We start from the raw sequence: 23422 nt of genomic DNA, 5'->3' as shown, positions 1-23422 counted from the left end.
CCGGTGTCATCGCGTGGTAGTTAGGCGGTCTTCTCCGCGGCCGCGGCTTCCGCCTCGGCCTCGGGGTCGATGTCCGTGCAGGTCAGGACGCCCTCGTTGATCTCGCGCATCGCGATCGAGAGCGGCTTCTCCTGGACGTGGGTCTCGACCAGCGGACCGACGTACTCCAGCAGGCCCTCGCCGAGCTGGGAGTAGTAGGCGTTGATCTGCCGCGCACGCTTGGCCGAGTACAGGACGAGCTTGTACTTGGAATCAGTGTGGGTGAGCAGGTCGTCGATCGGCGGAGAGGTGATACCGATGGCGACAGGCTGGTTGCCAGACAAGTTCAGCTCTTTCCAGAGATATGGGGTGATCGAATCAACTTTACCAAGTGATCGGACGCTTCCCGAACCGAGGCGTTGACGATCGTGACGTCGAACTCCTTCTCGGCGGCCAGTTCGAGCGTCGCCGTCTCCAGCCTACGCTCCCGCTCCTCGGCCGTTTCGGTCCCGCGGCCGACCAGGCGCCGTACGAGCTCGTCCCACGAAGGCGGGGCCAGGAACACGAAGTGCGCCTCCGGCATCGTCTCGCGGACCTGCCGCGCGCCTTGCAGGTCGATCTCCAGCAGCGCCGGACGGCCCTCGGCCAGCTTGTCCAGCACCGGCTGCTTGGGCGTCCCGTAGCGGGCTGCCTTGTGGACGACCGCCCACTCCAGCAGCTCACCGGCCGCGATCATCCGGTCGAACTCGTCGTCGGAGACGAACAGGTAGTGCACACCGTGCACCTCGTTCGGGCGCGGCTTGCGGGTCGTCGCCGAGACCGAGATCCAGATGTCGGGGAACCGCTCGCGGATATCGGCCGCGACCGTGCCCTTGCCGACCGCGGTCGGGCCGGCCAGCACGGTCAGCCGGGCCGGGCCGGGGCCTGCGGCATCGGTCGTCGAGGGCGCGGGAGTCGTCGGGTCCTGGCTCAGGTTCTCGGAGTCCATGGTCATCGTCACACCAGTGTCCAACGAGCCGGCCAGGGTTTCGGTGCGGCTCACCCGGCGAATTCGCGCATCAGCGCGGCGATCTGGTTCGAACCGAGGCCGCGGACCCGCCGCGTCTCGGAGATTCCGGCCCGCTCCATGATCTGCTGGGCGCGCACCTTGCCCACGCCGGGGATGCACTGCAGCAGGGCGCTGACCCGCATCTTGCCGATCACGTCGTTGGTCTGCCCCTCGGCGAGAACCTCCGTCGGGGACGCTCCCGAGTGCCGGATCCGGTTCTTGATCTCGGCTCGCTCGCGCCGCGCCGCCGCGGCCTTGTCCAGAGCCGCCGCTCGCTGCTCCGGGGTCAAAGAAGGAAGTGGCACCGTTGTTTCACCTGTCCCGTTGTATGGCTTCGCTAGGGAACCTAACACGGCTCCGGCCACCCACAGGATTCGATCAGGGTGAGCCCCTAGTTCAGTGACGGGACGTCGACCTTGCAGGCGTCCTTCGCATGCGTGGTGATCGCCTTGTACGCCGTCAGAACGGCGCCGGTCTCCTTGCTCAGCCGGGCCAGCTCGACGCGGTCCGAGCCCGCCTTCTGGGCCTTCTCGGCGAACTTCACGACGACCGCCCAGTCGTCCTTCACATCGGCCGGTGCGGAGTCCTGGAGCTTCTTGGCGTCGTCCAGGATCTTCACGTACTCGGCCGGCTTGGTCGGGTCCACACCGGTGGCACTGGCGGCATAGCCGGCCAGGTCGACGCAGTAGGCCTGCTCCTCGGTGCACCCGGTCAGCAGCGCGGTCGTTGCGAGCAGGGTCACGGCGGTGGCGATGGTTCGCATGTCAGAACGCTACCGGCCGTCAGCAAACGATCCGAAACGAATACTTTCCGAGGCCATGGTGGCTATCTGGACGGGGCTGCGGTGCGCTCGGCGATCACCGGCTCGATCGTCAAATGGCAGGCCGACTCCGCCTGGGCACCGATCGCTCTACTGGCGACGCGCATCCGCTCGCCGTCCCGGATGATCCGCCGCAACGACTTCTGCTCGTCCGGGATGTCCTCCTCGACGTGCCGCAGGAAGATGTCCTTGTCGGTGAGCTCGACCACGACCTGCCACTCGTCCTTCAGGTCAGCCGGCGCGATCGCCGCCAGCTCCTCGGCCCGGGTATGCCGTTCAGTGGAGAAGGTCTGCGATTTGGTGTCCTTCACCGTCTGGTCCCACAGCCGCAACCGGGAGCAGTAACGGTCATCGGCGGCGCAGGCCGTCACTCCCATCAGCACGAAGAGCAGCCAGGCGACTACCAGCGCTTTCGTGCGTATCACGGCCACATCCTCGCTGCCGGCGTCCGGCGACCTCGGAGCGAGGCCGCCGGCGCGGGGTCATCAGGGGTTCTGCAGGTCGATCTTGCAGGTTTCCTTGGCCTGCTTGGCGATGGCTGCCGAGGCGACGCTCATCTTCTCGGCCTGCGACTTGCCCAGCTCGGCGAGCTTGGCCGAGTCGCCCTTGGCCTCCTGCGCCAGCTTGGCGTAGGCCAGCAGCACGACCCAGTCGTCCTTCAGGTCCGACGGCGCCGACTTCGAGACCTTCTCGGCGTCCTTGAGTGCCTTGCCGACCGCGTCGGAGTTCTTGGCGTCGAGACCCTTCGCCGACTGGGCGTAGGCCTTCAGGTCGCCGCAGTAGTCACCACCCGAACAGGCCGTCAGCGCGAGTGCGCTCATCGTCACTGCTGCCGCCAGGGCTACCAGCTTCCGCATCGCAATCCTTACTTTTCCAGCGCAGGGAACCCATCGTTCCCCGTCCTGGCCACCATCGCGAACCACAGGGTCATCTGCTCTGTTCGGCACGCCGTGAAGAACGTCGCACCCGCCGACTGGAACCGGTCTGTGATGTCGCGCGTCGCCCGGCCTCCAGCGCGACGCAGTTCGCGGCGACGATCACCCCGATCGCGATCCAGTCCAGTACGGCGAGGTGCTGCTGCAGGACGATGTACCCGACGAATGCGGCGAGCACTGGGTTGATGCTCATGAAGACGCCGAAGAACTGGGCCGGGACGCGGCGGAGCGCCAGCAGGTCGACCAGGAACGGCACAGCCGAAGACAGGACACCCGCAGTCAACGCGTAGGCGATAGCCGCCGGCGTGGGCGGGTGGTGATGCAGTACGACGATTCCCACCGGCACGTAGGCGAGCCCGGACACCGTAGCTGCGGCGGCAGCACCGGTCGCCCCGGGCAGTTCCCGGCCGACCGTGCGGTTGAGCAGGATGTAGCAAGCCCAGCAGACCGCAGCGAGCAGCCCGACAGCCACCCCGAAGTAGTCAGTGGTCGCCTGCGGCCGCGTCAGCACCAGTACGGCGGGTGCTGCCACCAGAGCGCAGACCAGGTCGATCACCCGCCGTGAGCCGAGCAGTGCGACCGCCAGTGGGCCCAGGAACTCCAGTGTCACGGCCAGTCCGAGACCCACGCGGTCGATCGCCGTGTAGAGCGAGACGTTCATGACCGCGAACACCAGCGCCAGCCCCAGCACCGGACGCCACTGCCTAGCGGTCAGCTTGTGCAACCGCGGCCGTCCGATGGCGAACAGCACCACCGCGGCCATCCACTGGCGAACTGCCACTACACCGACCGGACCGATCACCGGGAAGGCTTGTGCCGCGACCGATGCACCCACCTGACTGGACAGGCCGCTGGTCAGCATCATCAACACCCCGCCCAGCCGACCACCGGTCTGTGGCGGCACAGCGGGCAGAACGATGGGCGGAGTACTGACGGGTGCGGTCGTCATGGCCCGAGCGTGCGCGCAGCCGGGCCCTCCGCAAAATGCATCCGTGGACCGATCTATACGCTGGGGTTATGGATGTCGAACTGCGGCAGTTGCGGTGCCTGGTCGCTGTCGTCGACACAGGCACCTTCACCGACGCCGGAATCGAGCTAGGCGTTTCCCAGGCCGCCGTCTCCCGCAACGTGCTGGCTCTGGAAGGCCGGCTCGGCATCCGCCTCCTGCACCGCACCAGCCGCTCGGTCACACCGACCAGCGCAGGCATCCGCGTCCTAGCGCGCGCCCGGCAACTCCTGACCGACGTCGAGGAACTGGTGCGCGAGGCAACCAGCGGCCACACCCGCCTGCGCCTCGGCCACGCCTGGTCAGCACTCGGCCGCCACACCGCCGAATTCCAGCGCCGCTGGGCCGCCCAACACCCCGGCATCGAGCTACAACTCGTCCGCACGAACACCGCCACCGGCGGCCTGGCCGAGGGCCTGTGCGACATAGCCGTCGTACGGGCGCACCTAGACCTGCGCCGCTTCGCCCACATCACCATCGCTCAGGAAGACCGGTACGCCGCCCTCCCCGCCGACGACCCGCTGGTCCGCAAACGCACGGTCACCCTCGACCAGCTCCGCGACCGCGTCCTGAGCATCGACCGCCGTACCGGCAGCACCACCATCGACCTCTGGCCCGTCGATGCCGGCCCGCGGATCGAGTACAACCAGGATGTGGACGACTGGCTCACCGCCATCGCCTCCGGCCGCTGCATCGGCGTCACCGCCCAAGCCACCACCACCCAATACCGCCGCGACGGCGTCGTCTACCGCCGCCTCCGCGACGCACCGCCGGTCGACGTCCACCTCATCTGGCACCGCCAAGACCCGCACCCCGCAACACAGGCTGCTGTCGATCTCCTCACCACTTTGTACGGCTAGCCGCTGTTAGTGCCGGTACGGCGGGGATGGTTGCTCGACGCTCCGGACAAGCCGGACACGTTGCCTGTGGTTGCTCGCCGCGGCGGCCGCGTTACATAAAGAGCTTGGCTGAGCCCGGCACGGGGCTGAGGTACTGGCGAGGTAGGCGATCGCGTGACCGCTGCTTGAGGTGCCCGCTATGGCTGAGGTCGAAAAGCAGCGCCGAGTGTGGAAACTTCATGTCGCCATTTGCACAAAACGTTCCACCCAGCTCACCGGGCGGGCTGGTCGGTGGGGCTGGGGAGCTTTACCCGTCATTCCGGGTCAGTTTCGCTCCCCAACCCGCCCGGATACCCGACGAATCGGGCGGCGGGGAGTCCTACTGGCGTATCCGCCTGCCGTTTCGCGCTACGCGGGACTTTTTCGGGTCCATACGCCGAAAAACTCACGCGTAGTGAGCGAAGGCGAGGCCAGCCGGGCCAACAGCCGGGGGCTTGAACAAGAAACGGTGGGCCGGGGCAGGTAATTACTTGTTCACGCCCACCACCCAGCCGACAGACCCCCGACCACTGGACAGCGCCGCGACGAAAAAGGGCAACCAGCGCGTCAGCCGGGCACGGCAGCACCCCCGGCCTCCTTGCCAGCGCTTTTCACCACAGCGGCGGGTCACTTTCCAGGCATCCCCACAACCGGCCGCAACCATAGCGAGCACCTCAAGCAGCGGTCACGCGATCGCCTACCTCGCCAGCACCTCAACCAGGCACCGCCCCCAGCCAAGCTCTTTATGTAACGCGGCCGCCGCGGCGACCAGCCACAGACAACGTATCCGGCTTGTCCGGTGCGGCGAGCAACCATGCACCCCCGCCAGCAACCGCCAGCCCAACGATCCACCTCAACCGAAAACCGCAGCGATCGCACGACGATCAGCAGGGTTCCACAACACATTCCGAAGCCGGTCGATACCGCCAACAGGCCACCGGTCAGCGATAGCGCGGATAGCAGGATCGGTGATCCCGCCAGCGAGCGCTCCCGGGAAGTCTCCCCAGACCACCTTGAACGGCCGCCCCCACATCTGCTCGACGCCAAGCTCAACCGGCGCGGTCATACCAAGCCGGTTGTGCAGGCCGCCGACAAATGAGTACGCCGCCCTCAGCGCCTGCTCGCGGTCGCGCCACCCGTCAGCCCGCAGAACCGCACGCAGCAGCGGCTCCAACTCCGCCCCACACGACAATCGCCCGAAAGCAGTCCCGAACCATTTCGCATAAGGCGCATAGCGGCGTTCCATCAGAAAGCACAGCCGCATCAGCCCGTCGACCAATTGCGACCCGATCAACGCCGAACCGAGTTCGTCGCCGACATCACCAACACGTCCGACCAGGTTCAGCTCGGGATGCACCTGCCACCACGCCGCGATCATCAGGTAGCGCCAAACGTCATCCGGGTAGTAGGCCAGTTGATCCCGCACCGCCTGCAGACCGAGGTCGTCATGGAAAACCTCGCCGGCAGTCAGCATCAGCAACTGCTGCTCCGGCAGCGTGAACCAGTCCTCGGCCCGAATACCACCCGCCGGATCAAACCCGAGCTGAGCAGTGAAGAAGGCACTCAAGGTCTGCACCTCGACCAGCGTCGCCCGGCCGAGGAACTCCCCCGGCACCTCCGGCGCGACGTACGCCGAATCCTCGACGAAGAGCACGACCCGAGCCTCACAGTTGTGGTCGGTCGACATCTCGTCGTCGTACCCGAGCACTTCCGACCCGCGCCCGATCAACGCCGCGCTGTGCGGAACGTCGACGAGCGGACCGACCACCTCGGCGTAGAACCGCCGGCACAATTCGATCCCCGAAATTCCCATGCCGACGAAGATCGCATGCCAGGCAAGAGAAATTCAAGAGAAATGCAGAAAGGGCGCGAAACTCATCGCGCCCTTTCAACAAAGGCAATTCTATCGCGAAATACCGCCGGTTGTCAGTAGCCGAGGGCAGTTCGGTACGCGTCGTTCGCCCGATCGGCTGCCTCTTGCAGACCAGCCGCGTTCGGCCCGGCCCCGAGGATCTCGCGCGAGCTGGACGGTACGACGTTCCGAGCCGCCACCTCGCCGAAGACCGCCCGCAGCGCCTCCGCCGTTCCGCCCTGGGCACCGAGTCCCGGAGCCAGCAGCGGCCCCCGGATGTCCAGGTCCTCGTCGGTCCGCGAAATCGTCGCACCGACAACCGCACCGAACGATCCAAACGAAGAACCGTCAGCGTCATTCAACGAACGCAGCCCGTCCAGCACCGCACCCGCGACTGTCGGTCCGTCGACAGTCCGCGCGGACTGGAACTGCGGTCCCTCCGGGTTCGACGTCAGCGCCAGCACGAACAGCCCAGCACCCGCCGCCCGAGCCTCGTCGATGGCCGGCTGCAGCGACCCGAACCCGAGGTACGGGCTGACCGTCAGCGCATCGCACGCCAGCGGCCCCTTCTCCGCCAAGTACGCCGATGCATAGCCGGCCATCGTCGTACCGATGTCGCCGCGCTTCGCGTCGATGATCACCAGCGCCCCGGCCTCACGCAGCCGGATCGTCGCCTGCTCCAGTACGGCGACGCCAGCCGACCCGAACCGCTCGAAGAACGCGGACTGCGGCTTGAACACGCCGACCCGGTCGGCCAGTGCGTCGACCACGCCGTACGTGAAGGACGCCAGGCCCTCCGCGGTGTCCGGCAGGCCCCACTGATCCAGCAGGTGCTGGTGCGGGTCGATGCCGACGCAGAGGGGCCCACGCGCGTCCATGATCGCCCGGAGGCGGGTGCCGAAGGGTTCGTTCCTCATGTCCGTCTCCAAGCTCATGAAAGTCTCCTGTTGATCTGTCTGATCAGCCCCGGCCCCCGGTAGATCAGGCCCGAGTAGACCTGCACCAGGCTCGCTCCGGCGTCGAGCAGGCGCTGAGCATCGGAGGGCTCGAGGATGCCGCCGACACCGATGATGGGGAGCGCTCCCCCGGTTTCTGCATGGATGTGCGCGACCGTCTTGGCCGCGATCTCGGTCAGCGGCCGTCCGGACAGCCCGCCGGCCTCAGCTGCCAGCGGATGCGATTCGACACCCTGCCGGCCGATGGTGGTGTTGGTGGCGATGATCCCTGCGACCCCGACGTCCGTGCAGACGCCCAGCAGTTCGTCGATCGCCGAGGGCGTGAGGTCGGGCGCAATCTTCACCAAGATCGGTTTCGACGAGCCACCCCCCAAAGACTCGCCTTCCGCGTGCAGCGCCGTAAGCAGTTCACGAAGCTGCCCCGAGTCCTGCAGAGAGCGCAATCCCGGCGTGTTCGGCGACGACACGTTCACCGCGAAGTAGTCGCCGTACTGGTAGAGCCGGCGCAGCGACATCACGTAGTCGTCGACGGCCTTGTCCAGCGGCGTCACCTTCGACTTGCCGATCGAGACACCGAGCGGGTACCCGAGCGGCCCGGTCTTCTCCAGCCTCTCGGCCAGCGCCGCGGAACCGAGGTTGTTGAACCCCATCCGGTTGATCACGGCCTCGTCCTCGACGAGCCGGAACAGCCGCGGCTTCTCGTTCCCCGGCTGCGGCACGGCAGTCACGGTGCCGACCTCGACGAACCCGAACCCGAGCGCGCGCCAAGCCGGCAACGCGATCCCGTTCTTGTCCATCCCCGCCGCCAGCCCGACCGGCCCCGGGAACCGAATCCCAAAGACTGTCCGCGCCGCCGATGCCGGGATCGCCCCGAAAGAACGCGAGAGAGCGCTCACCGCGCCGGGAACGCGCCCGAGCCGACGCAGGCCGTGCAGCGTCTGCTCGTGCGCGATCTCCGCGTCACCCTTGCCCAGCCGATACAGCGCCGGGCGCAGGACCTTTCCATAAAAACTAGCCACGGTCGGTGACCCGCTCACCGCGGATCCGCGGCACCCAGTCCTGCAGCGACCGAACCCCGATGTCTCCGGTCCGCTGCGCCTCAATCCCCTGTACGGCGGCCGCCAGCCCCTGCACCGTGGTGATGCACGGAATGTTCCGCGCCACCGCTGCTGAGCGGATCTCATACCCGTCGAGTCGCGGCGACCCACCCTGGGTGATCCCGATCGGCGTGTTGACGATCAGGTTCAGCTCACCGTCCTGAACCATCTGGACGATCGTCGGCTCACCGTTCGGCCCAGGACCCTGGCTGCTCTTGCGAACAGTCACCGCGTCGACCCCGTTGCGGCGCAGCACATCCGCCGTACCTTCGGTTGCGTAGATCTCGAACCCGAGGTCGGCCAGCCGCTTCACCGGGAAGATCATGTGCCGCTTGTCCCGGTTCGCGACCGACACGAACACCTTGCCCGAGCCCGGCAGCGGCTGCGAAGCCCCCGCCTGCGACTTCGCGAACGCGATCCCGAAGGTGTCGTCGAAGCCCATCACCTCACCGGTCGAGCGCATCTCCGGCCCGAGCACGGTGTCGACCGAGCGGCCGTCGATGGTCCGGAACCGGTTGAACGGCATCACGGCCTCCTTGACCGCGATCGGCGCGTTGGACGGCAGCGTGCCACCGTCACCAACGGCCGGCAGCATGCCCTCGGCGCGCAGCTCGGCGATCGTTGCCCCGAGCATCACCCGGGCCGCAGCCTTGGCCAACGGCGTCGCCGTCGCCTTGGACACGAACGGCACCGTCCGCGACGCCCGCGGGTTCGCCTCAAGCACGTAGAGCACGTCGCCGGCAAGCGCGTACTGCACGTTCAGCAGACCCTGCACGCCGACGCCCCGCGCGATCGCCTCGGTCGACTGCCGGATCTTCTCGATGTCGGCGTTCCCGAGCGTGATCGGCGGCAGCGCGCACGACGAGTCGCCCGAGTGCACCCCGGCCTCCTCGATGTGCTCCATCACGCCGCCCAGGAACAGCTCGGTCCCGTCGAAGAGCCCGTCCACGTCGATCTCGACCGCATCGTCGAGGAACCGGTCGACCAGCACCGGGTGCTCGAACGCCTCGCCGCCGCCCAACCGCTCCAGCGCGGCCGAAAGCTCGTCGGCGCTGTAGACGATCTCCATCCCGCGCCCACCGAGCACGTACGACGGCCGGACGAGCACCGGGAACCCGATCTCCTCCGCAACCCCGTGCGCCTCTTCGGCAGAGAGCGCGATCCCGTGCTTCGGCGCAGGCAGACCAGCGTCCGCGAGCACCTTGCCGAAGGCACCTCGCTCCTCAGCCAGGTGGATCGCAGCAGGCGACGTACCAACGATCGGTACGCCGGCATCCGCGAGCCGCTGCGCCAGCCCCAGCGGGGTCTGGCCACCGAGCTGCACGATCACTCCGGCCACCGGGCCGGCCTGCATCTCGGCGTACACGATCTCGAGGACGTCCTCGCAGGTGAGCGGCTCGAAGTAGAGCCGGTCCGAGGTGTCGTAGTCGGTCGAAACCGTCTCCGGGTTGCAGTTCACCATGATCGTGCAATAGCCCGCTTCGCGCAGCGCCATCGACGCGTGCACACACGAGTAGTCGAACTCGATGCCCTGCCCGATCCGGTTCGGCCCGGACCCGAGGATCAGCACGGCTGGCTCGGTCCGCGTCGCGACTTCGCTCTCCTCGTCGTACGACGAGTAGTGGTACGGCGTCGTGGCCGCGAACTCGGCCGCGCACGTGTCGACCGTCTTGTAGACCGGCCGGATCCCCAGCGCCTGCCGGACACCCCGTACGACGTCCTCGGTCAGATCGCGGATCTCGGCCAGCTGCAGATCGGAGAACCCGTGCCGCTTGGCGAGCTTGATCACCTCAGGCGTGAGCCGCGGTGCGGCCGCAACCTGGAGAGCGGTCTCGTGGATCAGGTACATCTGGTCCACGAACCAGGGGTCGATCTTCGTCGCGTCGAAGACCTGCTCCGGCGTCGCCCCGGCCCGGATCGCGTCCATGATGATCCGCAGCCGGCCGTCCTGCGGCGTCTTGATTGCCTCTAGCAACGAATCCAGATCGGTCGAAGGATCACCGAGCCAGGAGAACCGGGCCTCCGGCTTCTCCAGCGACCGCAGCGCCTTCTGCAGCGCCTCGGTGTAGTTGCGGCCGATCGCCATCGCCTCGCCGACGCTCTTCATGTGCGTGGTCAGCGTGGCGTCCGCGGCCGGGAACTTCTCGAACGCGAACCGCGGCACCTTCACCACGACGTAGTCGAGCACCGGCTCGAAGCTGGCCGGCGTCTGCTGCGTGATGTCGTTCGGGATCTCGTCGAGCGTGTAGCCGATGGCGACCTTCGCGGCGATCTTGGCGATCGGGAAACCGGTCGCCTTCGAGGCCAGCGCGGACGACCGCGACACCCGCGGGTTCATCTCGATCACGATCAGCCGGCCGTCTTCGGGGTTCACCGCGAACTGGATGTTGCAGCCACCGGTGTCGACGCCGACCTCACGGATGATGCCGATCGACAGGTCCCGCATGGTCTGGTACTCGCGGTCGGTCAGCGTCATCGCCGGGGCGACCGTGACCGAGTCGCCAGTGTGCACGCCCATCGGGTCGACGTTCTCGATCGAGCAGATGATCACGACGTTGTCGGCCTTGTCGCGCATCACCTCCAGCTCGTACTCCTTCCACCCGAGGATCGATTCCTCGATCAGCACCTCGGTGGTCGGCGACGCCTGCAGGCCGGACCCGGCGATCCGGGTCAGGTCGGCCTCGTCGTAGGCCATCCCGGAGCCGACACCGCCCATCGTGAACGACGGCCGCACCACCAGCGGGTAGCCGAGCTCGCCGGCCGCACCCAGCACGTCCTCGATCGTGTGACAGACCACCGATCGTGCGGTCTCCGCGCCGAGCTTCTCGACGATCTCCTTGAACGACTCGCGGTTCTCACCACGCTGGATCGCCTCGACCGAGGCGCCGATCAGCTCGACGCCGTACTTCGCCAGCACGCCGTTGTCGTGCAACGCGATCGCGGCGTTCAGCGCGGTCTGGCCGCCCAGCGTCGCGAGCAGCGCGTTCGGGCGCTCCTTCTCGATCACCTTCTCGACGTACTCGGGCGTGATCGGCTCGATGTACGTGGCGTCGGCGAACTCCGGGTCCGTCATGATCGTGGCCGGATTGGAGTTCACGAGGATGACCCGGAACCCCTCCTCGCGCAGCACCCGGCAGGCTTGCGTACCGGAGTAGTCGAACTCACAGGCCTGACCGATCACGATCGGGCCGGAGCCGATGACGAGCACCGATTCGATATCTGTACGACGTGGCATCAGGCCCGCCCCTCCATCAGCTCTACGAAGCGATCGAACAGGTACGCCGAATCGTGCGGCCCTGCTGCGGCTTCGGGGTGGTACTGCACAGAGAACGCGAGCACCCGGCCGTCGTGGCCGGTCAGCTTGAGTCCTTCGACGACGTTGTCGTTCAGCGAAACATGGCTGACCTCAGCCGGCCCGTACGGCGTCTCGAACGTCCCCTCGAGCGGTGCGTCCACAGCGAACCCGTGGTTCTGCGCCGTGATCTCCACCTTGCCGGTCGCGCGATCGAGCACCGGCTGGTTGATCCCGCGGTGCCCGTACTTGAGCTTGAAGGTCCCGAGCCCGAGCGCACGCCCGAACACCTGATTACCGAAGCAGATCCCGAAGTACGGCTTGCCGCGCTGCAGCAGTTCCTTCAGCAGCGTCGTCGGATGCTCGGTGGTCTCCGGGTCGCCCGGTCCGTTGCTCATGAAGATGCCGTCCGGGTTCACCGCCAGCACCTCCTCGAGCGACGCGGTGGCCGGCAGGACGTGGACCTCGATGCCGCGCTCGGCCATCCGCTTCGGCGTCATCGCCTTGATGCCGAGGTCGAGAGCGACGACCGTGAACCGCTTCTCGCCTTCGGCAGGCACGACGTACGACTCGTTGGTGGTGACCTCCGCGGCGAGGTCGGCGCCGGCCATCGCCGGCTGCTCAAGCACCTTCGCCAGCAGCTCCGCCGGGTCGAGCACCGAGGTGGAGATCCCGGCCCGCATCGCGCCGCGTTCGCGCAGGTGCCGGGTCAGGGCGCGGGTGTCGATCCCCGAGATGCCGACGATGCCCTGCGACTTCAGCTGGTCGTCGAGCGAGCGGGTGGCGCGCCAGTTCGACGAGACGCGAGCAGGGTCGCGGACGATGTACCCGGCGACCCAGATCTTGTGCGACTCGTCGTCCTCGTCGTTCACCCCGGTGTTGCCGATGTGCGGCGCCGTCTGGGTGACGATCTGACGGTGGTAGGACGGGTCGGTCAGCGTCTCCTGGTAGCCGGTCATCCCGGTGGTGAACACCGCCTCGCCGAAGGTCTCGCCGGTCGCCCCGTACGACGTACCGGCGAACGACCGGCCGTCTTCAAGCACCAGGAGTGCGGGCTGGCTCATGATTGCTCGGCTCCGATCAAAGTCGCAATGGATTCAGTCAGGGTTTCGGTGTCGGCCTTGCGACGGGGGCGGAAGCCGGTGTCCAGCTCCTTGCCGTCGTGGCTCCAGGTCACCACGACCAGGCCGGACTTCTCGGCGGTCACCTTGCCGGCGATGCCTTGGTCGGTCCGGACGCCGGTCAAGTGGTCGACGGGGATGAAGACATCCGCCGCGCCCCGCCGATGGAAGATCAGGCCGGCCTCACTGACGGCCAGGTCCGCAACGCTGCGGACGCCCAGTTCGTGCACGGCGATCCGGTCCATCCAGTCGCCGGCGGACGTGGTGGCGACGTACACGCCTTCCACCCCGCGGATCTTGTCGGCCGGCACCTCGGGCAGCGGTGCCAGCTCGGACTGCCGGGCCTGGCGGTTCCGCCAGCCCCGCCACATGGCGTAGTACCCGGCAGCGATCACCAAGACCGTGCCGGCAATGCCCAGGAAGGTCTTCACTTAGCTTGTCCGTTCAGGACGGTCGGCTCGCCGCGCAGGAACGTCGCGACCACCTTGCCCGGCAGCGTCATCCCGTGGAACGGCGTGTTCCGCGACAGCGACGCCGACTCGGCCGACTTGATCTCGCGCTGCGCCGCCGGATCCACCAGTACGACGTTCGCCGGCGCACCGGCGACCAGCGGCTGGCCGTGGTCGCTGATCTGGCCGATCGCGGCCGGGCGGTAGCTCATCCGGTCGGCGACCTCGGCCCAGGTCAGCAGCTTGGTGTCGACCATCGCGTGCTGAACGACCGAGAGAGCGGTCTCCAGGCCGAGCATGCCGAACGCGGCCGCGCTCCACTCGCAGTCCTTGTCCTCGACCGGGTGCGGTGCGTGGTCGGTGGCGACGATGTCGATGGTGCCGTCGGCCAGGCCCTCGCGGACGGCCTCGACGTCCTCCTTGGTGCGCAGCGGCGGGTTCACCTTGAAGACCGGGTTGTACGTGCTCGCCAGGTCTTCGGTCAGCAGCAGGTGGTGCGGGGTGACCTCGGCGGTCACCTCGAGCCCGCGCTTCTTGGCGGCCCGGACGATGTCGACCGATCCCTTGGTGGACAGGTGGCAGATGTGCAGCTTCGAGCCCACGTGGTGGTTGAGCAGGATGTCGCGGGCGATGATCGCCTCTTCCGCGACGCTCGGCCAGCCCTGGAGTCCGAGAACGCCGGAGAGCGCTCCCTCGTTCATCTGCGCGCCCTTGGTCAGGCGCGGCTCCTGCGCGTGCTGGGCGATCGTGCCGCCGAAGGCCTTCACGTACTCGAGCGCGCGCCGCATCAGGGCCGCGTCCCAGACACAGTCGCCGTCGTCGGAGAAGACCCGGACGCGGGCGGCCGAGTCGGCCATCGCACCGAGCTCCGCGAGCTGCGTGCCCTGACGGCCGACCGTGACCGCGCCGATCGGGAACACATCGGCGTACCCGGCCTCGCGGCCCAGGCGCCAGACCTGCTCGACGACACCGGCGGTGTCAGCCACCGGGTCGGTGTTGGCCATCGCGAAGACGGCTGTGAACCCGCCGAGCGCGGCTGCGCGAGTACCGGTGAGAACGGTCTCCGCGTCCTCGCGGCCCGGCTCCCGCAGGTGCGTGTGCAGGTCGACCAGGCCCGGCAGCGCGATCAGCCCTGCAGCGTCGATGATCTCCGCATCGGCCGGACCTCCCTTAATCGATTCGGCGAGGTTGGTGCCAACCGCAACGATCTCCCCGTTGTCGAGCAACAGATCCGCCACCTCGCCGCCCACAATGCTGGCGTCGGTGATCAGATATGCGGTCATGCGTTCTGCTCCTCTGAAGAAGTTTCGTTGCTACCTGACAACAGCAGATAAAGGACGGCCATCCGGACGGCCACGCCGTTGGTGACCTGTTCGACGATCACCGAGCGGGTGGAGTCGGCGACCTCGGCGCTGATCTCCATGCCGCGGTTCATCGGGCCGGGGTGCAGCACGATCGCCTCGTCGGACAGCTGCGCCATCCGGTGCACGTCGAGCCCGTAGCGGCGGGTGTACTCGCGAGCGCTCGGGAAGAACGCCTCCCCCATCCGCTCCCGCTGGACGCGCAGCATCATCACCGCGTCGCTCTTGGGCAACACCGAGTCGAAGTCGTACGACGTCGTACAGGGCCAGCGCGACATGTCGACCGGCAGCAGTGTCGGCGGAGCGACCACCGTGACGTCGGCCCCGAGGGTGGACAGCAGCAGCACGTTGGAGCGCGCGACCCGGGAGTGCAGGACGTCGCCGACGATCGTGATTCGGCGGCCTTCCAGCGAGCCGAGGTGGCGGCGCATGGTGAAGGCGTCCAGCAGGGCCTGGGTCGGGTGCTCGTGGGTGCCGTCACCGGCGTTCACGATCGCACCGGTCATCCAGCCGGAGGTGGCCAGCAGGTGCGGCGCACCAGAGGCGCCGTGCCGGCAGACGACACCGTCGGCGCCCATCGCCTGCAGCGTCAGCGCGGTGTCCTTCAGGCTCTCGCCCTTGCTCACGCTGGAGCCCTTGGCGGAGAAGTTGATCACGTCGGCCGACAGCCGCTTGGCGGCCGCCTCGAACGAGATCCGGGTCCGGGTGGAGTCCTCGAAGAAGAGGTTCACCACGGTCCGGCCGCGCAGGGCCGGCAGCTTCTTGATCGGCCGGTCGGCCAGTGACCGCATCTCCTCGGCGGTGTCGAGGATCAGGTTGGCCTCGTCGAGGCTCAGGTCGCCCGCGCTCAGTAGGTGGCGCATCAGACCGCCGCTCCCGTCTTGTCGGCGATCAGTACGGCGTCAGTGCCGTCGTACTCGGTGAGGTGGACGGTGACCCGCTCGACCAGCGAGGTGGGCAGGTTCTTGCCCACGTAGTCGGCGCGGATCGGCAGCTCGCGGTGGCCGCGGTCGACCAGGACGGCCAGCTGGACCGCCTTCGGCCGGCCGATGTCGCCGATCGCGTCGAGGGCCGCGCGGATGGTGCGGCCGGAGAACAGCACGTCGTCCACCAGGACCACGACCTTGCCATCGATTCCGCCTGGCGGAATGTCAGTGTGTTCTAGAGCACGTGCCGGCTTGAGGCCGATGTCGTCGCGATACATCGTCACATCGAGTGACCCTGTGGGCACACTCTGACCTTCGACGGCTGCGATCCGCTCGGAAATCCGGGTCGCCAGGCCGACCCCACGGGTGGGGATGCCAAGCAGTACTACGGGGTCTGCACCCCTGTTGCGCTCGAGAATCTCGTGCGCGATCCGGGTCAGTGCCCGGGAAATGTCGGAAGCATCCAGCACTGTGCGCGGTACGGGTACCGGGGCAGGGCTCATCGCTACCGTTCCTCCTTTCCTGCCTCTCGGGACAGGTCTTTAAAGGACGTTCGGACCGCTTGACATGGTATCGGATGTGACACGCCGTCTTGACTCTGGCCTCTGACCCAGAATATTGTTACTCTGTGTAATCGAGGGGGGTTTCACGACCGGCCCGTTTCCAGCGGTCCGGACCACACGAAACTAGTTCGGAGGGAAGAACCAAAGTGCCGAGCGAATACGCGAAGACACTGGGTGGCAAGCTACGCGCCATCCGCCAGCAGCAGGGTCTGTCGCTGCATGGCGTGGAAGAGAAGTCCAAGGGTCGCTGGAAGGCAGTGGTGGTCGGCTCGTACGAGCGTGGCGACCGTGCAGTCACCGTCCAGAAGCTTGCCGAGCTCGCCGATTTCTACGGCGTCCCGGTCGGCGAACTGCTCCCGGGTTCGGCCAAGGCGGCAGCTGCCGCGGCGGCACCGCCCCGGTTGATCCTCGACCTCGAAGCTCTGCACCACCTGGACGCCGGTGAGGCGGGTCCGTTGACCCGTTACGCCGCCACCATCCAGGCCCAGCGGGGCGACTACAACGGCAAGGTGCTGTCGATCCGTCAGGACGACATGCGCACCCTGGCGGTCATCTACGACGAGTCGCCGACGACTCTGACCGAGCGCTTCATCTCCTGGGGAGTCCTGAACCCCGAGGCGAAGGGTGACGTCGAGGAGACCACCGAGGCTGCCGGCGCCTGAGCGGCGTCTGACGGTCGGGGCTCGTAGCAGCTTGCCCGCGGCCGCCGCCTCCGCTCGAACTCACGCAGTACCGCAGTACGCAGTACGCAGTACCGCAGTAGTACATCGGCAGGACTTTCACCTCACCTGCTGACAGCGGCCGGGGCCGTTCCCCCCGCGCCATCAAAGCCGGACAAAGTGCCGGCCCGGGACCGTACCGAGACGGTCACCGGGCCATCGAAGATCTAGAGAGAAGAAGAAACAGAGTTGCCAGAGGGCTCGCCCCCCTCGCGCTTCTGGATTTGCCAGATAGCTGTCAGATGCCCAGCGTCGGCTTGAGCTGCAGCAGCCGGGCCAGCAGCCCGTTCACGAACGCCGGAGACTCGTCGGTCGACAGGTCCCGCGCCATCGCCACTGCTTCGCTCACCGCGACCACATCCGGCACCTGGTCGTCGTACAGGAGCTCGTAGGCACCGATCCGCAGGACGTTGCGGTCCACGGCCGGCATCCGGTCCAGCGACCAGCCCACCGAGTGGGCCGACAGCAGATCGTCGATCGCGTGGATGTTCTTGGCGACGCCCTCGACCAGTGCGACGGTGAACTCGTTCACCGGCGGGTCGTTGTCCTCGATCCGGTCGGGCAGGGTGCCGCCGACCGGCAGCCCCCTGACCTCGGACTCGAACAGGACGTCCAATGCCCGTTTACGGGCCTTGCTCCGCGCTGACATCGCCGATCAGGACGTGATCCGGCCGAGGTAGTCCCCGGTCCGGGTGTCCACCTTGACCTTCTCGCCGGTGGTCAGGAACAGCGGGACCTGGATCGTGTATCCGGTCTCGAGCTTGGCCGGCTTGGTGCCACCGGTCGAGCGGTCGCCCTGCAGGCCGGGCTCGGTGTACTCGACGAGCAGCTCGACCGAGGCCGGCAGCTCGACGTACAGCGGGAGCTCTTCGTGAACGGCCACGATGGCGTCCTGGTTCTCCAGCAGGAAGTGCGAGGCGTCACCGACGACCTCGGGGGTGATGCTCACCTGCTCGTAGGTGGAGCTGTCCATGAAGACGTAGGAGCCGCCGTCGTTGTACAGGTACGTCATGTCGCGCTTGTCGACGTTGGCCACGTCGACCTTCACGTCGGCGTTGAAGGTCTTGTCGACCACCTTGCCGCTCAGCACGTTCTTGAGCTTGGTGCGCATGACCGCACCGCCCTTGCCGGGCTTGTGGTGCTGGAACCAGACGACAGACCACAGCTGCCCATCCAGGTTGAGCACCATGCCGTTCTTGAGGTCGTTCGTCGAAGCCACGCGGGTATACCCTTCGAAATCGATCAGCGGTAACACCGGATTGTAGCGGTCGGAGACGTGATCTTCCGACTTGCGCCACTCGTAGCGCCTACCCTGGTGCCCAAGACCTTGACCACCAGGAGGCCGGGCATGGAATTCGCGATCTTCATCGTGATCATGGTTCTTGTGGCGATCGTCGGGGCGATCAAGAAACAGAACAGTTCGAGCGGGCAGCCGAATGCGCGGATGCAGAAGATGATCGAGCGCATTCAGGCCCAGCAGGGCGGCAATCAGCCGGTCCAGTTCCAGGGCCAGTTCACCCAGGCCCAGGGTCAGTCCGGTCCTCCGGTGGGACAGCAATCCGGGACGGTCCAGGGCAGCCAGCAGGTCGCTGCGGCACTCCAGGCGCTCATGCAGGCCGGGCGCCAGCCAGCGCACTACGGCGAGCGGTCGTCTCCCGGTCAGGCGGCTGCACCCCAGCAGTTCCAGCAGGGTCCGCCCCAGCAGGCGCCGTACCAGGCTGGTCCGTATCAGCCGACCTATCAGCCGCCGGCCACTTGGCAGCCTGCCGCACCGGCACACAACTACCAGCAGCGCGGGCCACAGCCGAAGCCGAATCTGGACGCCCGGGTGCGCGACCTGATGAAGGCCGGCAACGAGGTGACCGCAGTCCGGGTGCTGTCCGACGAGCTGGATCTGGGACTGCTCGCAGCGCAGCAGTACGCCCGCAACCTGGTCGCCCCGGCCGCCAGCAAGACTGCTGAGCCCTCTAGCGCACCTGTCGACGAAGAGAAGCGGTACGTCGGTTCTGCGGCCATCGCGGATTCGATGTTCAACCTGGACCGCGACGAGGAGACCTGGGCCAGCGGCTGGGTGGACACCCCGGAGCCCGAGGACCGCTCCGACATGGACGAGCTCTGGCAGACCGTCCGGAACCCGCCCCGGCCGACCGGCAACCAGTAGTCAGTCCGTTTTGTCGCCGAGCGACTCAAGCAGCGCCCGCAGGGTGTCTGCGAGTCGCTCGCGCTCTGGCTTGGACAGTCCTGCCAGCAAGCGCTCTTCGGTGTCGAGATGCGTCGGCAGGACACCGTCGATGAGCTGACGCCCCGCTGCGGTCAGGGTCACCTGCACACCGCGCCCGTCGGTCTCGCTGGGCTTGCGGCTCACCAGGCCGCGCGCCTCCAGCCGGTCCAGCCGCTGGGTGATCGCACCCGACGTCACCATCGACGACCGCATCAGACCGGCCGGCGTGAGGCTGTGCTCGGCATTGCTGCGGCGCAACGTGGCCAGTACGTCGAATGACGCCGCATCCAGGTCATGCCGGGCGAAGTTCCGGCGCAGTTCGTTGTCGGCGAGCTGAGCCAGCCGTTTGAGCCGGCCAATGATGGCCATCGGCGAGGCGTCCAGGTCCGGACGCTGCTCGGCCCACTGCTCGAGGATCTGGTCGACATGGTCGGGCATGCCCCCACAGTAGTCCAGGTTGCTTAGCGCTGAGCTATTGCAAAGTCTCTTAGCGCTGAGCTACTTTATCTTAGTGCTAAACAATCGCCTGGCTCTCCTTCTCGTCACCGCCATCACACCGATGCTCTGGGGTACGACGTACCTGGTCACGACTGAGCTGCTTCCGCCCCACCGTCCGCTGCTCGCCGCGGTGATCCGCGCACTGCCGGCCGGGCTGCTGCTGATCGCGATCACCCGGAAGCTGCCGCAAGGCGTCTGGTGGTGGCGCTCACTGGTGCTGGGCACGCTGAACATCGGCGCCTTCTTCGCCCTACTGTTCGTCGGGGCCTACCGGCTGCCCGGTGGGGTCGCAGCCACCGTCGGTGCGATTCAGCCGCTCGTGGTGATGATGCTGTCGACCGGTCTGCTCAAAGAGCGCCTCTCGACCCGGAAGGTGCTCGCTGCGATCGCCGGTGTGTTCGGTGTCAGCCTGCTGGTACTGCGGGCAGATGCGCGACTGGACATGGTCGGAGTGCTCGCTGCAGTCGGTGGTGCCGTCGTGATGGCGCTGGGCGTCGTACTGAGTAAGCGCTGGACGTCCCCCGCTCCCCTGCTCGCCACCACTGGCTGGCAGCTCGTGGCTGGCGGACTGGTCCTGCTGCCGGTCGCCTACCTGGTGGAAGGCGGGCTCCCGGCCCACCTCACGCTGGCCAATCTCGGTGGCTACGCCTACCTGACCATCATTGGCTCGGCCCTGGCCTACGCCCTCTGGTTCCGCGGACTACGCGCACTGGGCCCGACCGACGTCACCTTCCTCGGTCTACTCAGTCCAGTGGTCGCGACACTCCTCGGCTGGCTCGTACTGGACCAGCGCCTCTCCACAGCCCAGCTGATCGGCGGTCTGATCGTTCTGGTCGCCCTAGTCACCGCCCAACTCCGCAGGCGCCCCACCAAGCCTGCGACTGCGACTCCGGCTCTCATTCCTGCTACCGCTGGAAGGTGCTAGACATGCGCATCCTCGTCTTCGGCGCCACTGGCGCAGTTGGCAGCCGCGTCACCCAAGAAGCCCGCAATCGCGGCCATCAGGTGACTGCCGTCAGCAGGACCGGAACTCCGCGAGGCGACGCCTCCGACTCCGGCGACGTGGCTGAGCTTTCCCAGGGGCACGATGTGGTCATCAGCGCGACCAGACCGCAGGCAGGTCAGGAAAGCGAGCTGGTACTGGCGGCCATGGGGCTTCTGAACGGACTGCGCTTCAGTGGGATCCGGCTGATCCTGGTCGGCGGGGCAGCCAGTCTGACCGTCCCAGGCACCGGCCGGACCCTCGTCGAGCAGCCGGGCTTCCCCGACGAGTACCGACCGATTGCCGTGGCCTGCAACGAGCAGTTCGACCTGGTCAAGGCATCCAACGATGTCGACTGGACCTACGTCAGTCCCCCGGACCTCCTGGAACCAGGCGTCCGGACAGGCACCTATCGACTGGGTACCGACGAGCTGGTGGTCACGACAGACGGCACGTCGTCCATCTCGATGGAGGACTTCGCCATGGCGCTCGTCGACGAGGCCGAACGGGCAAAGCACCATGGCCGGCGCTTCACCGTGGGCTACTAGAGCCACCCGGCTGCCCGATCGGCTGTCGTTGTGGAGCTACTCGCACTTCGATCTCTAGCTCCGAACCGCCCCAGCGATTACTCAAGATCTCTTGTGCAAGGTTGATTGCAAGTCGCGGCCGGCCGGTCCTAGCCGCTAGAACCGGCCCTCGCAGGTGCGAGGGCCGGCGGGTAGTAGCGGATGGATCAGATGAGGCCCTCACGCAGCGCGTAAGCGACAGCGTGCGAGCGGTTCTTCAGCTGCAGACGGCTGGTGACGTCGTGCAGGACGTTCTTCACCGTCCGCTCGGAGTAGGAGAGCTCCCGGGCGATCTCCTGGGTGTCCTTCCCGTCGGCCACCAGGCGCAGTACCTGCGTCTCGCGGTCGGACAGACCGGTGTGGGACAGCCCGCGCGGTGCCAGCACGTGCCGCTGCATGCGCGACACCTGACCGAGCAACCGGCCCAGCAGATCCGGCGGCAGGCTTCCGTCGCCGGCGGCGGCGGCCTGCAGCAGGTGAACGATGCGGTCGGCCGTCGCCTCGGTCCGCCTCAGGACTCCGGACACCCCCAGCTCGACTGCCGTCATCAATGCGTCGTCGTCGATCGTGCTGCCGATCAGCACAGTCCGGCGACATCCCTTTTGTGTTGCGGCGCGGAGCACCTGAACCGCACCGGCATCCAGAGCGTCAACTGCGACCAACGCGACCACTGGCGGGGCGGTGCGCTGGTCCTGCTGCTTCGCCATCAGTGCCGTCAGCTCGGCGTCACTGATCAACGCGACCTCCGGCCGCTGCCTGAGTGCGTGCACCAACCCGAACTGCGACAGCGGGTCCAGCGCCTTCACCCACACCGGAATACGTTGCTGCGTCGTCATCCTCGGTACTCCCCCAGAGCGTTGTTGAACGGAACGGATCGAATCCGTAGTCACACGAACCCCCAAAATCGTCGATTCCGATCGTGCCCTTGCACCTTCAGCCAGCCTTAAGAGCCGACACCGGCGGGGTCACGATCCACCGCTAAGCGTGAAGCACCGGCGTTTCACCGGCGTCTCACCCCGATCTCTTGACCTTCCGCGCCCGGAAACTCCCCCATCAGGACGCAGCCCTCTACTCCCCTTGATGCACGAAGGGGCAGCGAAGTTGTGCCAGTTTCAGCTGTCGAGGTTGACGAGCGCGCGCAGGGCTAGACGGTAGGAGTCAAGACCGAAGCCGGCGATGGTGCCGGTGGCGACGCCGGCGACGACGCTGGTGTGCCGGAACTCCTCGCGGGTGGCGGGGTTGGTGAGGTGGATCTCGATCAGCGGGGCGGTCCGCTGGGCGATCGCGTCGCGCAGCGAGTACGAGTAGTGGGTGAACGCGGCGGGATTGAGGACGACCGGGATGCGGCCGTCGGCGGCCTCGTGGAGCCAGCCGACCAGCTCGGCCTCGTCGTCGGTCTGCCGCAGCTCGACGTCGAATCCGAATTCCGCCCCGAGCTTCTCGCATTCGGCCGCTACATCGGCCAGCGTCGCCGAGCCGTACTTCTCCGGCTCGCGGGAGCCCAGTCGTCCGAGGTTCGGTCCGTTCAGCACCAGCACTCTCTTGCTCACAGCACTCAGCCTAGTGGGCGAATCAGCGAGAAAGCGCTCTCTGCCTCTCTCAGCGCGGCCGGGTACCGCTGCTCGGCCGACTGACCGGCCGAGATCGCGCTCCAGTTGCGGTAGCTCAGGATTCGCTGGGTCGAGAGCACCTGCGCCGCGAGCAGTTCGGCCTGCAGATCACCACCCAGTACGGCGGCCAGCGCGCGCTCGTCGTCATCCATGAACTCGCGGAGCCGGGTGGCCAGCGCCGCCGTACTGAAGACGAGGCTGTAGTAGGCGAGGACCTGTGGGTGGTCGCTCAGGCCGGTGGTCGGCTGCTGCTCCTTGAGACCGGTGCGGAAATGCGCGGCGAGGACCTCGATCGGCGGCTCGGACGAGGCCTGGACGACATTGGCCGCTTCGTGGCGGTGGTCGGCGATGCGGTGCATGACCAGGTCCTGCTTGGTGGCGAAGTACTTGAAGAGCGTCGGTTTGGAGACGTCCGCGGCGGCCGCGATGTCGTTGACGGAGACCTCGTCGAAGCCACGCTCGAGGAAGAGCGCGACCGCCGCCTCGGACAGGGCGTCGTGCGTCTGCTGTTTCTTGCGCTCTCTCAGGCCGGCCATGGCGCTA

Annotated in this window: 27 protein-coding genes; 5 read left to right on the top strand and 22 right to left on the bottom strand. The window is 67.2% G+C overall.

Features of this window, described 5'->3' with window-relative positions; genetic code table 11:
* Positions 1 to 20 precede the first annotated feature (20 nt).
* From rpoZ to E1263_RS08495, 7 genes are all read right to left on the bottom strand, one after another.
* Complete coding sequence (gene rpoZ, locus E1263_RS08525) at positions 21 to 323, bottom strand: DNA-directed RNA polymerase subunit omega (protein WP_132166639.1); 303 nt, start codon at positions 321 to 323, stop codon at positions 21 to 23.
* A 2-nt stretch (positions 324 to 325) separates the two neighbouring features.
* A complete protein-coding gene (gene gmk / locus E1263_RS08520; protein WP_132166651.1) occupies positions 326 to 967 on the bottom strand; it encodes a guanylate kinase in 642 nt (213 codons plus the stop codon).
* A gap of 50 nt (positions 968 to 1017) precedes the next feature.
* Positions 1018 to 1332 (bottom strand): integration host factor, actinobacterial type, encoded by a 315-nt coding sequence (gene mihF / locus E1263_RS08515; protein WP_132166638.1) that lies wholly within the window; start codon positions 1330 to 1332, stop codon positions 1018 to 1020.
* Between the two features lie 86 nt (positions 1333 to 1418).
* On the bottom strand, positions 1419 to 1790 hold the full coding sequence (locus tag E1263_RS08510; RefSeq protein WP_132166637.1) for a hypothetical protein: 372 nt from the start codon (positions 1788 to 1790) through the stop codon (positions 1419 to 1421).
* 62 nt (positions 1791 to 1852) lie between these two features.
* Positions 1853 to 2272: a hypothetical protein gene (locus tag E1263_RS08505; RefSeq protein WP_132166636.1), complete on the bottom strand. Its 420-nt coding sequence runs from the start codon at positions 2270 to 2272 to the stop codon at positions 1853 to 1855.
* A gap of 60 nt (positions 2273 to 2332) precedes the next feature.
* On the bottom strand, positions 2333 to 2704 hold the full coding sequence (locus E1263_RS08500; protein ID WP_132166635.1) for a hypothetical protein: 372 nt from the start codon (positions 2702 to 2704) through the stop codon (positions 2333 to 2335).
* A gap of 70 nt (positions 2705 to 2774) precedes the next feature.
* A complete protein-coding gene (locus E1263_RS08495) occupies positions 2775 to 3731 on the bottom strand; it encodes an EamA family transporter (protein WP_202868784.1) in 957 nt (318 codons plus the stop codon).
* A gap of 68 nt (positions 3732 to 3799) precedes the next feature.
* On the opposite strand from E1263_RS08495, the gene E1263_RS08490 reads away from it, so the two are divergent.
* Positions 3800 to 4648 (top strand): LysR family transcriptional regulator, encoded by an 849-nt coding sequence (locus tag E1263_RS08490; RefSeq protein WP_132166634.1) that lies wholly within the window; start codon positions 3800 to 3802, stop codon positions 4646 to 4648.
* Between the two features lie 871 nt (positions 4649 to 5519).
* Here E1263_RS08490 and E1263_RS08485 read toward each other — a convergent pair.
* From E1263_RS08485 to pyrR, 9 genes are all read right to left on the bottom strand, one after another.
* On the bottom strand, positions 5520 to 6479 hold the full coding sequence (locus E1263_RS08485; protein WP_132166633.1) for a DUF4037 domain-containing protein: 960 nt from the start codon (positions 6477 to 6479) through the stop codon (positions 5520 to 5522).
* 113 nt (positions 6480 to 6592) lie between these two features.
* Positions 6593 to 7435: an orotidine-5'-phosphate decarboxylase gene (gene pyrF / locus E1263_RS08480; RefSeq protein WP_132166632.1), complete on the bottom strand. Its 843-nt coding sequence runs from the start codon at positions 7433 to 7435 to the stop codon at positions 6593 to 6595.
* 14 nt (positions 7436 to 7449) lie between these two features.
* On the bottom strand, positions 7450 to 8493 hold the full coding sequence (locus tag E1263_RS08475) for a quinone-dependent dihydroorotate dehydrogenase (RefSeq protein ID WP_132166631.1): 1044 nt from the start codon (positions 8491 to 8493) through the stop codon (positions 7450 to 7452).
* Positions 8486 to 11806, bottom strand: a complete 3321-nt coding sequence (gene carB, locus E1263_RS08470; protein ID WP_132166630.1) for a carbamoyl-phosphate synthase large subunit — start codon at positions 11804 to 11806, stop codon at positions 8486 to 8488. The genes E1263_RS08475 and carB overlap by 8 nt, the downstream gene beginning before the upstream one ends.
* Positions 11806 to 12927 (bottom strand): glutamine-hydrolyzing carbamoyl-phosphate synthase small subunit, encoded by a 1122-nt coding sequence (gene carA / locus E1263_RS08465; RefSeq protein WP_132166629.1) that lies wholly within the window; start codon positions 12925 to 12927, stop codon positions 11806 to 11808. Before carA ends, carB begins: the two co-directional genes overlap by 1 nt.
* Positions 12924 to 13415, bottom strand: coding sequence for a PH-like domain-containing protein (locus tag E1263_RS08460; RefSeq protein ID WP_132166628.1), 492 nt, complete (start codon positions 13413 to 13415; stop codon positions 12924 to 12926). The genes carA and E1263_RS08460 overlap by 4 nt, the downstream gene beginning before the upstream one ends.
* A complete protein-coding gene (locus E1263_RS08455) occupies positions 13412 to 14716 on the bottom strand; it encodes a dihydroorotase (RefSeq protein ID WP_132166627.1) in 1305 nt (434 codons plus the stop codon). Before E1263_RS08455 ends, E1263_RS08460 begins: the two co-directional genes overlap by 4 nt.
* Entirely contained in the window at positions 14713 to 15657 is a 945-nt protein-coding gene (locus E1263_RS08450) for an aspartate carbamoyltransferase catalytic subunit (RefSeq protein ID WP_202868783.1), read from the bottom strand. The genes E1263_RS08455 and E1263_RS08450 overlap by 4 nt, the downstream gene beginning before the upstream one ends.
* Positions 15657 to 16223 (bottom strand): bifunctional pyr operon transcriptional regulator/uracil phosphoribosyltransferase PyrR, encoded by a 567-nt coding sequence (gene pyrR, locus E1263_RS08445; RefSeq protein ID WP_132166625.1) that lies wholly within the window; start codon positions 16221 to 16223, stop codon positions 15657 to 15659. The genes E1263_RS08450 and pyrR overlap by 1 nt, the downstream gene beginning before the upstream one ends.
* 206 nt (positions 16224 to 16429) lie before the next feature.
* Between pyrR and bldD the strand changes: the two genes are divergently transcribed.
* Complete coding sequence (gene bldD, locus E1263_RS08440; protein ID WP_132166624.1) at positions 16430 to 16945, top strand: transcriptional regulator BldD; 516 nt, start codon at positions 16430 to 16432, stop codon at positions 16943 to 16945.
* Positions 16946 to 17240: 295 nt separating this feature from the next.
* Here the strand turns inward: bldD and nusB are convergent, their stop codons facing one another.
* Positions 17241 to 17651: a transcription antitermination factor NusB gene (nusB, locus tag E1263_RS08435; protein WP_132166623.1), complete on the bottom strand. Its 411-nt coding sequence runs from the start codon at positions 17649 to 17651 to the stop codon at positions 17241 to 17243.
* Between the two features lie 6 nt (positions 17652 to 17657).
* A complete protein-coding gene (gene efp, locus E1263_RS08430; protein ID WP_132166622.1) occupies positions 17658 to 18221 on the bottom strand; it encodes an elongation factor P in 564 nt (187 codons plus the stop codon).
* 129 nt (positions 18222 to 18350) lie between these two features.
* Here efp and E1263_RS08425 point away from each other — a divergent pair, with 129 nt between their 5' ends.
* Entirely contained in the window at positions 18351 to 19163 is an 813-nt protein-coding gene (locus E1263_RS08425) for a hypothetical protein (RefSeq protein ID WP_132166621.1), read from the top strand.
* Here E1263_RS08425 and E1263_RS08420 read toward each other — a convergent pair whose 3' ends face one another.
* Positions 19164 to 19661, bottom strand: a complete 498-nt coding sequence (locus E1263_RS08420; protein WP_132166620.1) for a MarR family winged helix-turn-helix transcriptional regulator — start codon at positions 19659 to 19661, stop codon at positions 19164 to 19166.
* Between the two features lie 73 nt (positions 19662 to 19734).
* Between E1263_RS08420 and E1263_RS08415 the strand changes: the two genes are divergently transcribed.
* Positions 19735 to 20646: an EamA family transporter gene (locus E1263_RS08415; RefSeq protein ID WP_132166619.1), complete on the top strand. Its 912-nt coding sequence runs from the start codon at positions 19735 to 19737 to the stop codon at positions 20644 to 20646.
* 2 nt (positions 20647 to 20648) lie between these two features.
* Positions 20649 to 21251 carry an NAD(P)-dependent oxidoreductase gene (locus E1263_RS08410; RefSeq protein WP_132166618.1) on the top strand — a complete coding sequence of 201 codons (603 nt, stop codon included), beginning with the start codon at positions 20649 to 20651 and terminating at the stop codon, positions 21249 to 21251.
* A gap of 185 nt (positions 21252 to 21436) precedes the next feature.
* Here E1263_RS08410 and E1263_RS08405 read toward each other — a convergent pair whose 3' ends face one another.
* The 3 genes from E1263_RS08405 to E1263_RS08395 all read right to left on the bottom strand — a co-directional run bounded on the left by E1263_RS08405 (position 21437) and on the right by E1263_RS08395 (position 23415).
* Positions 21437 to 22105: a helix-turn-helix transcriptional regulator gene (locus E1263_RS08405; RefSeq protein ID WP_132166617.1), complete on the bottom strand. Its 669-nt coding sequence runs from the start codon at positions 22103 to 22105 to the stop codon at positions 21437 to 21439.
* A gap of 276 nt (positions 22106 to 22381) precedes the next feature.
* Positions 22382 to 22819, bottom strand: coding sequence for a type II 3-dehydroquinate dehydratase (gene aroQ, locus E1263_RS08400; RefSeq protein ID WP_132166616.1), 438 nt, complete (start codon positions 22817 to 22819; stop codon positions 22382 to 22384).
* A gap of 5 nt (positions 22820 to 22824) precedes the next feature.
* A complete protein-coding gene (locus E1263_RS08395) occupies positions 22825 to 23415 on the bottom strand; it encodes a TetR/AcrR family transcriptional regulator (RefSeq protein ID WP_132166615.1) in 591 nt (196 codons plus the stop codon).
* Between the last annotated feature and the right edge of the window lie 7 nt (positions 23416 to 23422).

It is taken from the genome of Kribbella antibiotica (assembly GCF_004349055.1).
Taxonomy (GTDB): Bacteria; Actinomycetota; Actinomycetes; order Propionibacteriales; family Kribbellaceae; genus Kribbella; species Kribbella antibiotica.
Note: the sequence above shows the minus strand (reverse complement) of the source record. Positions and strands in the feature narration are given on the sequence as shown.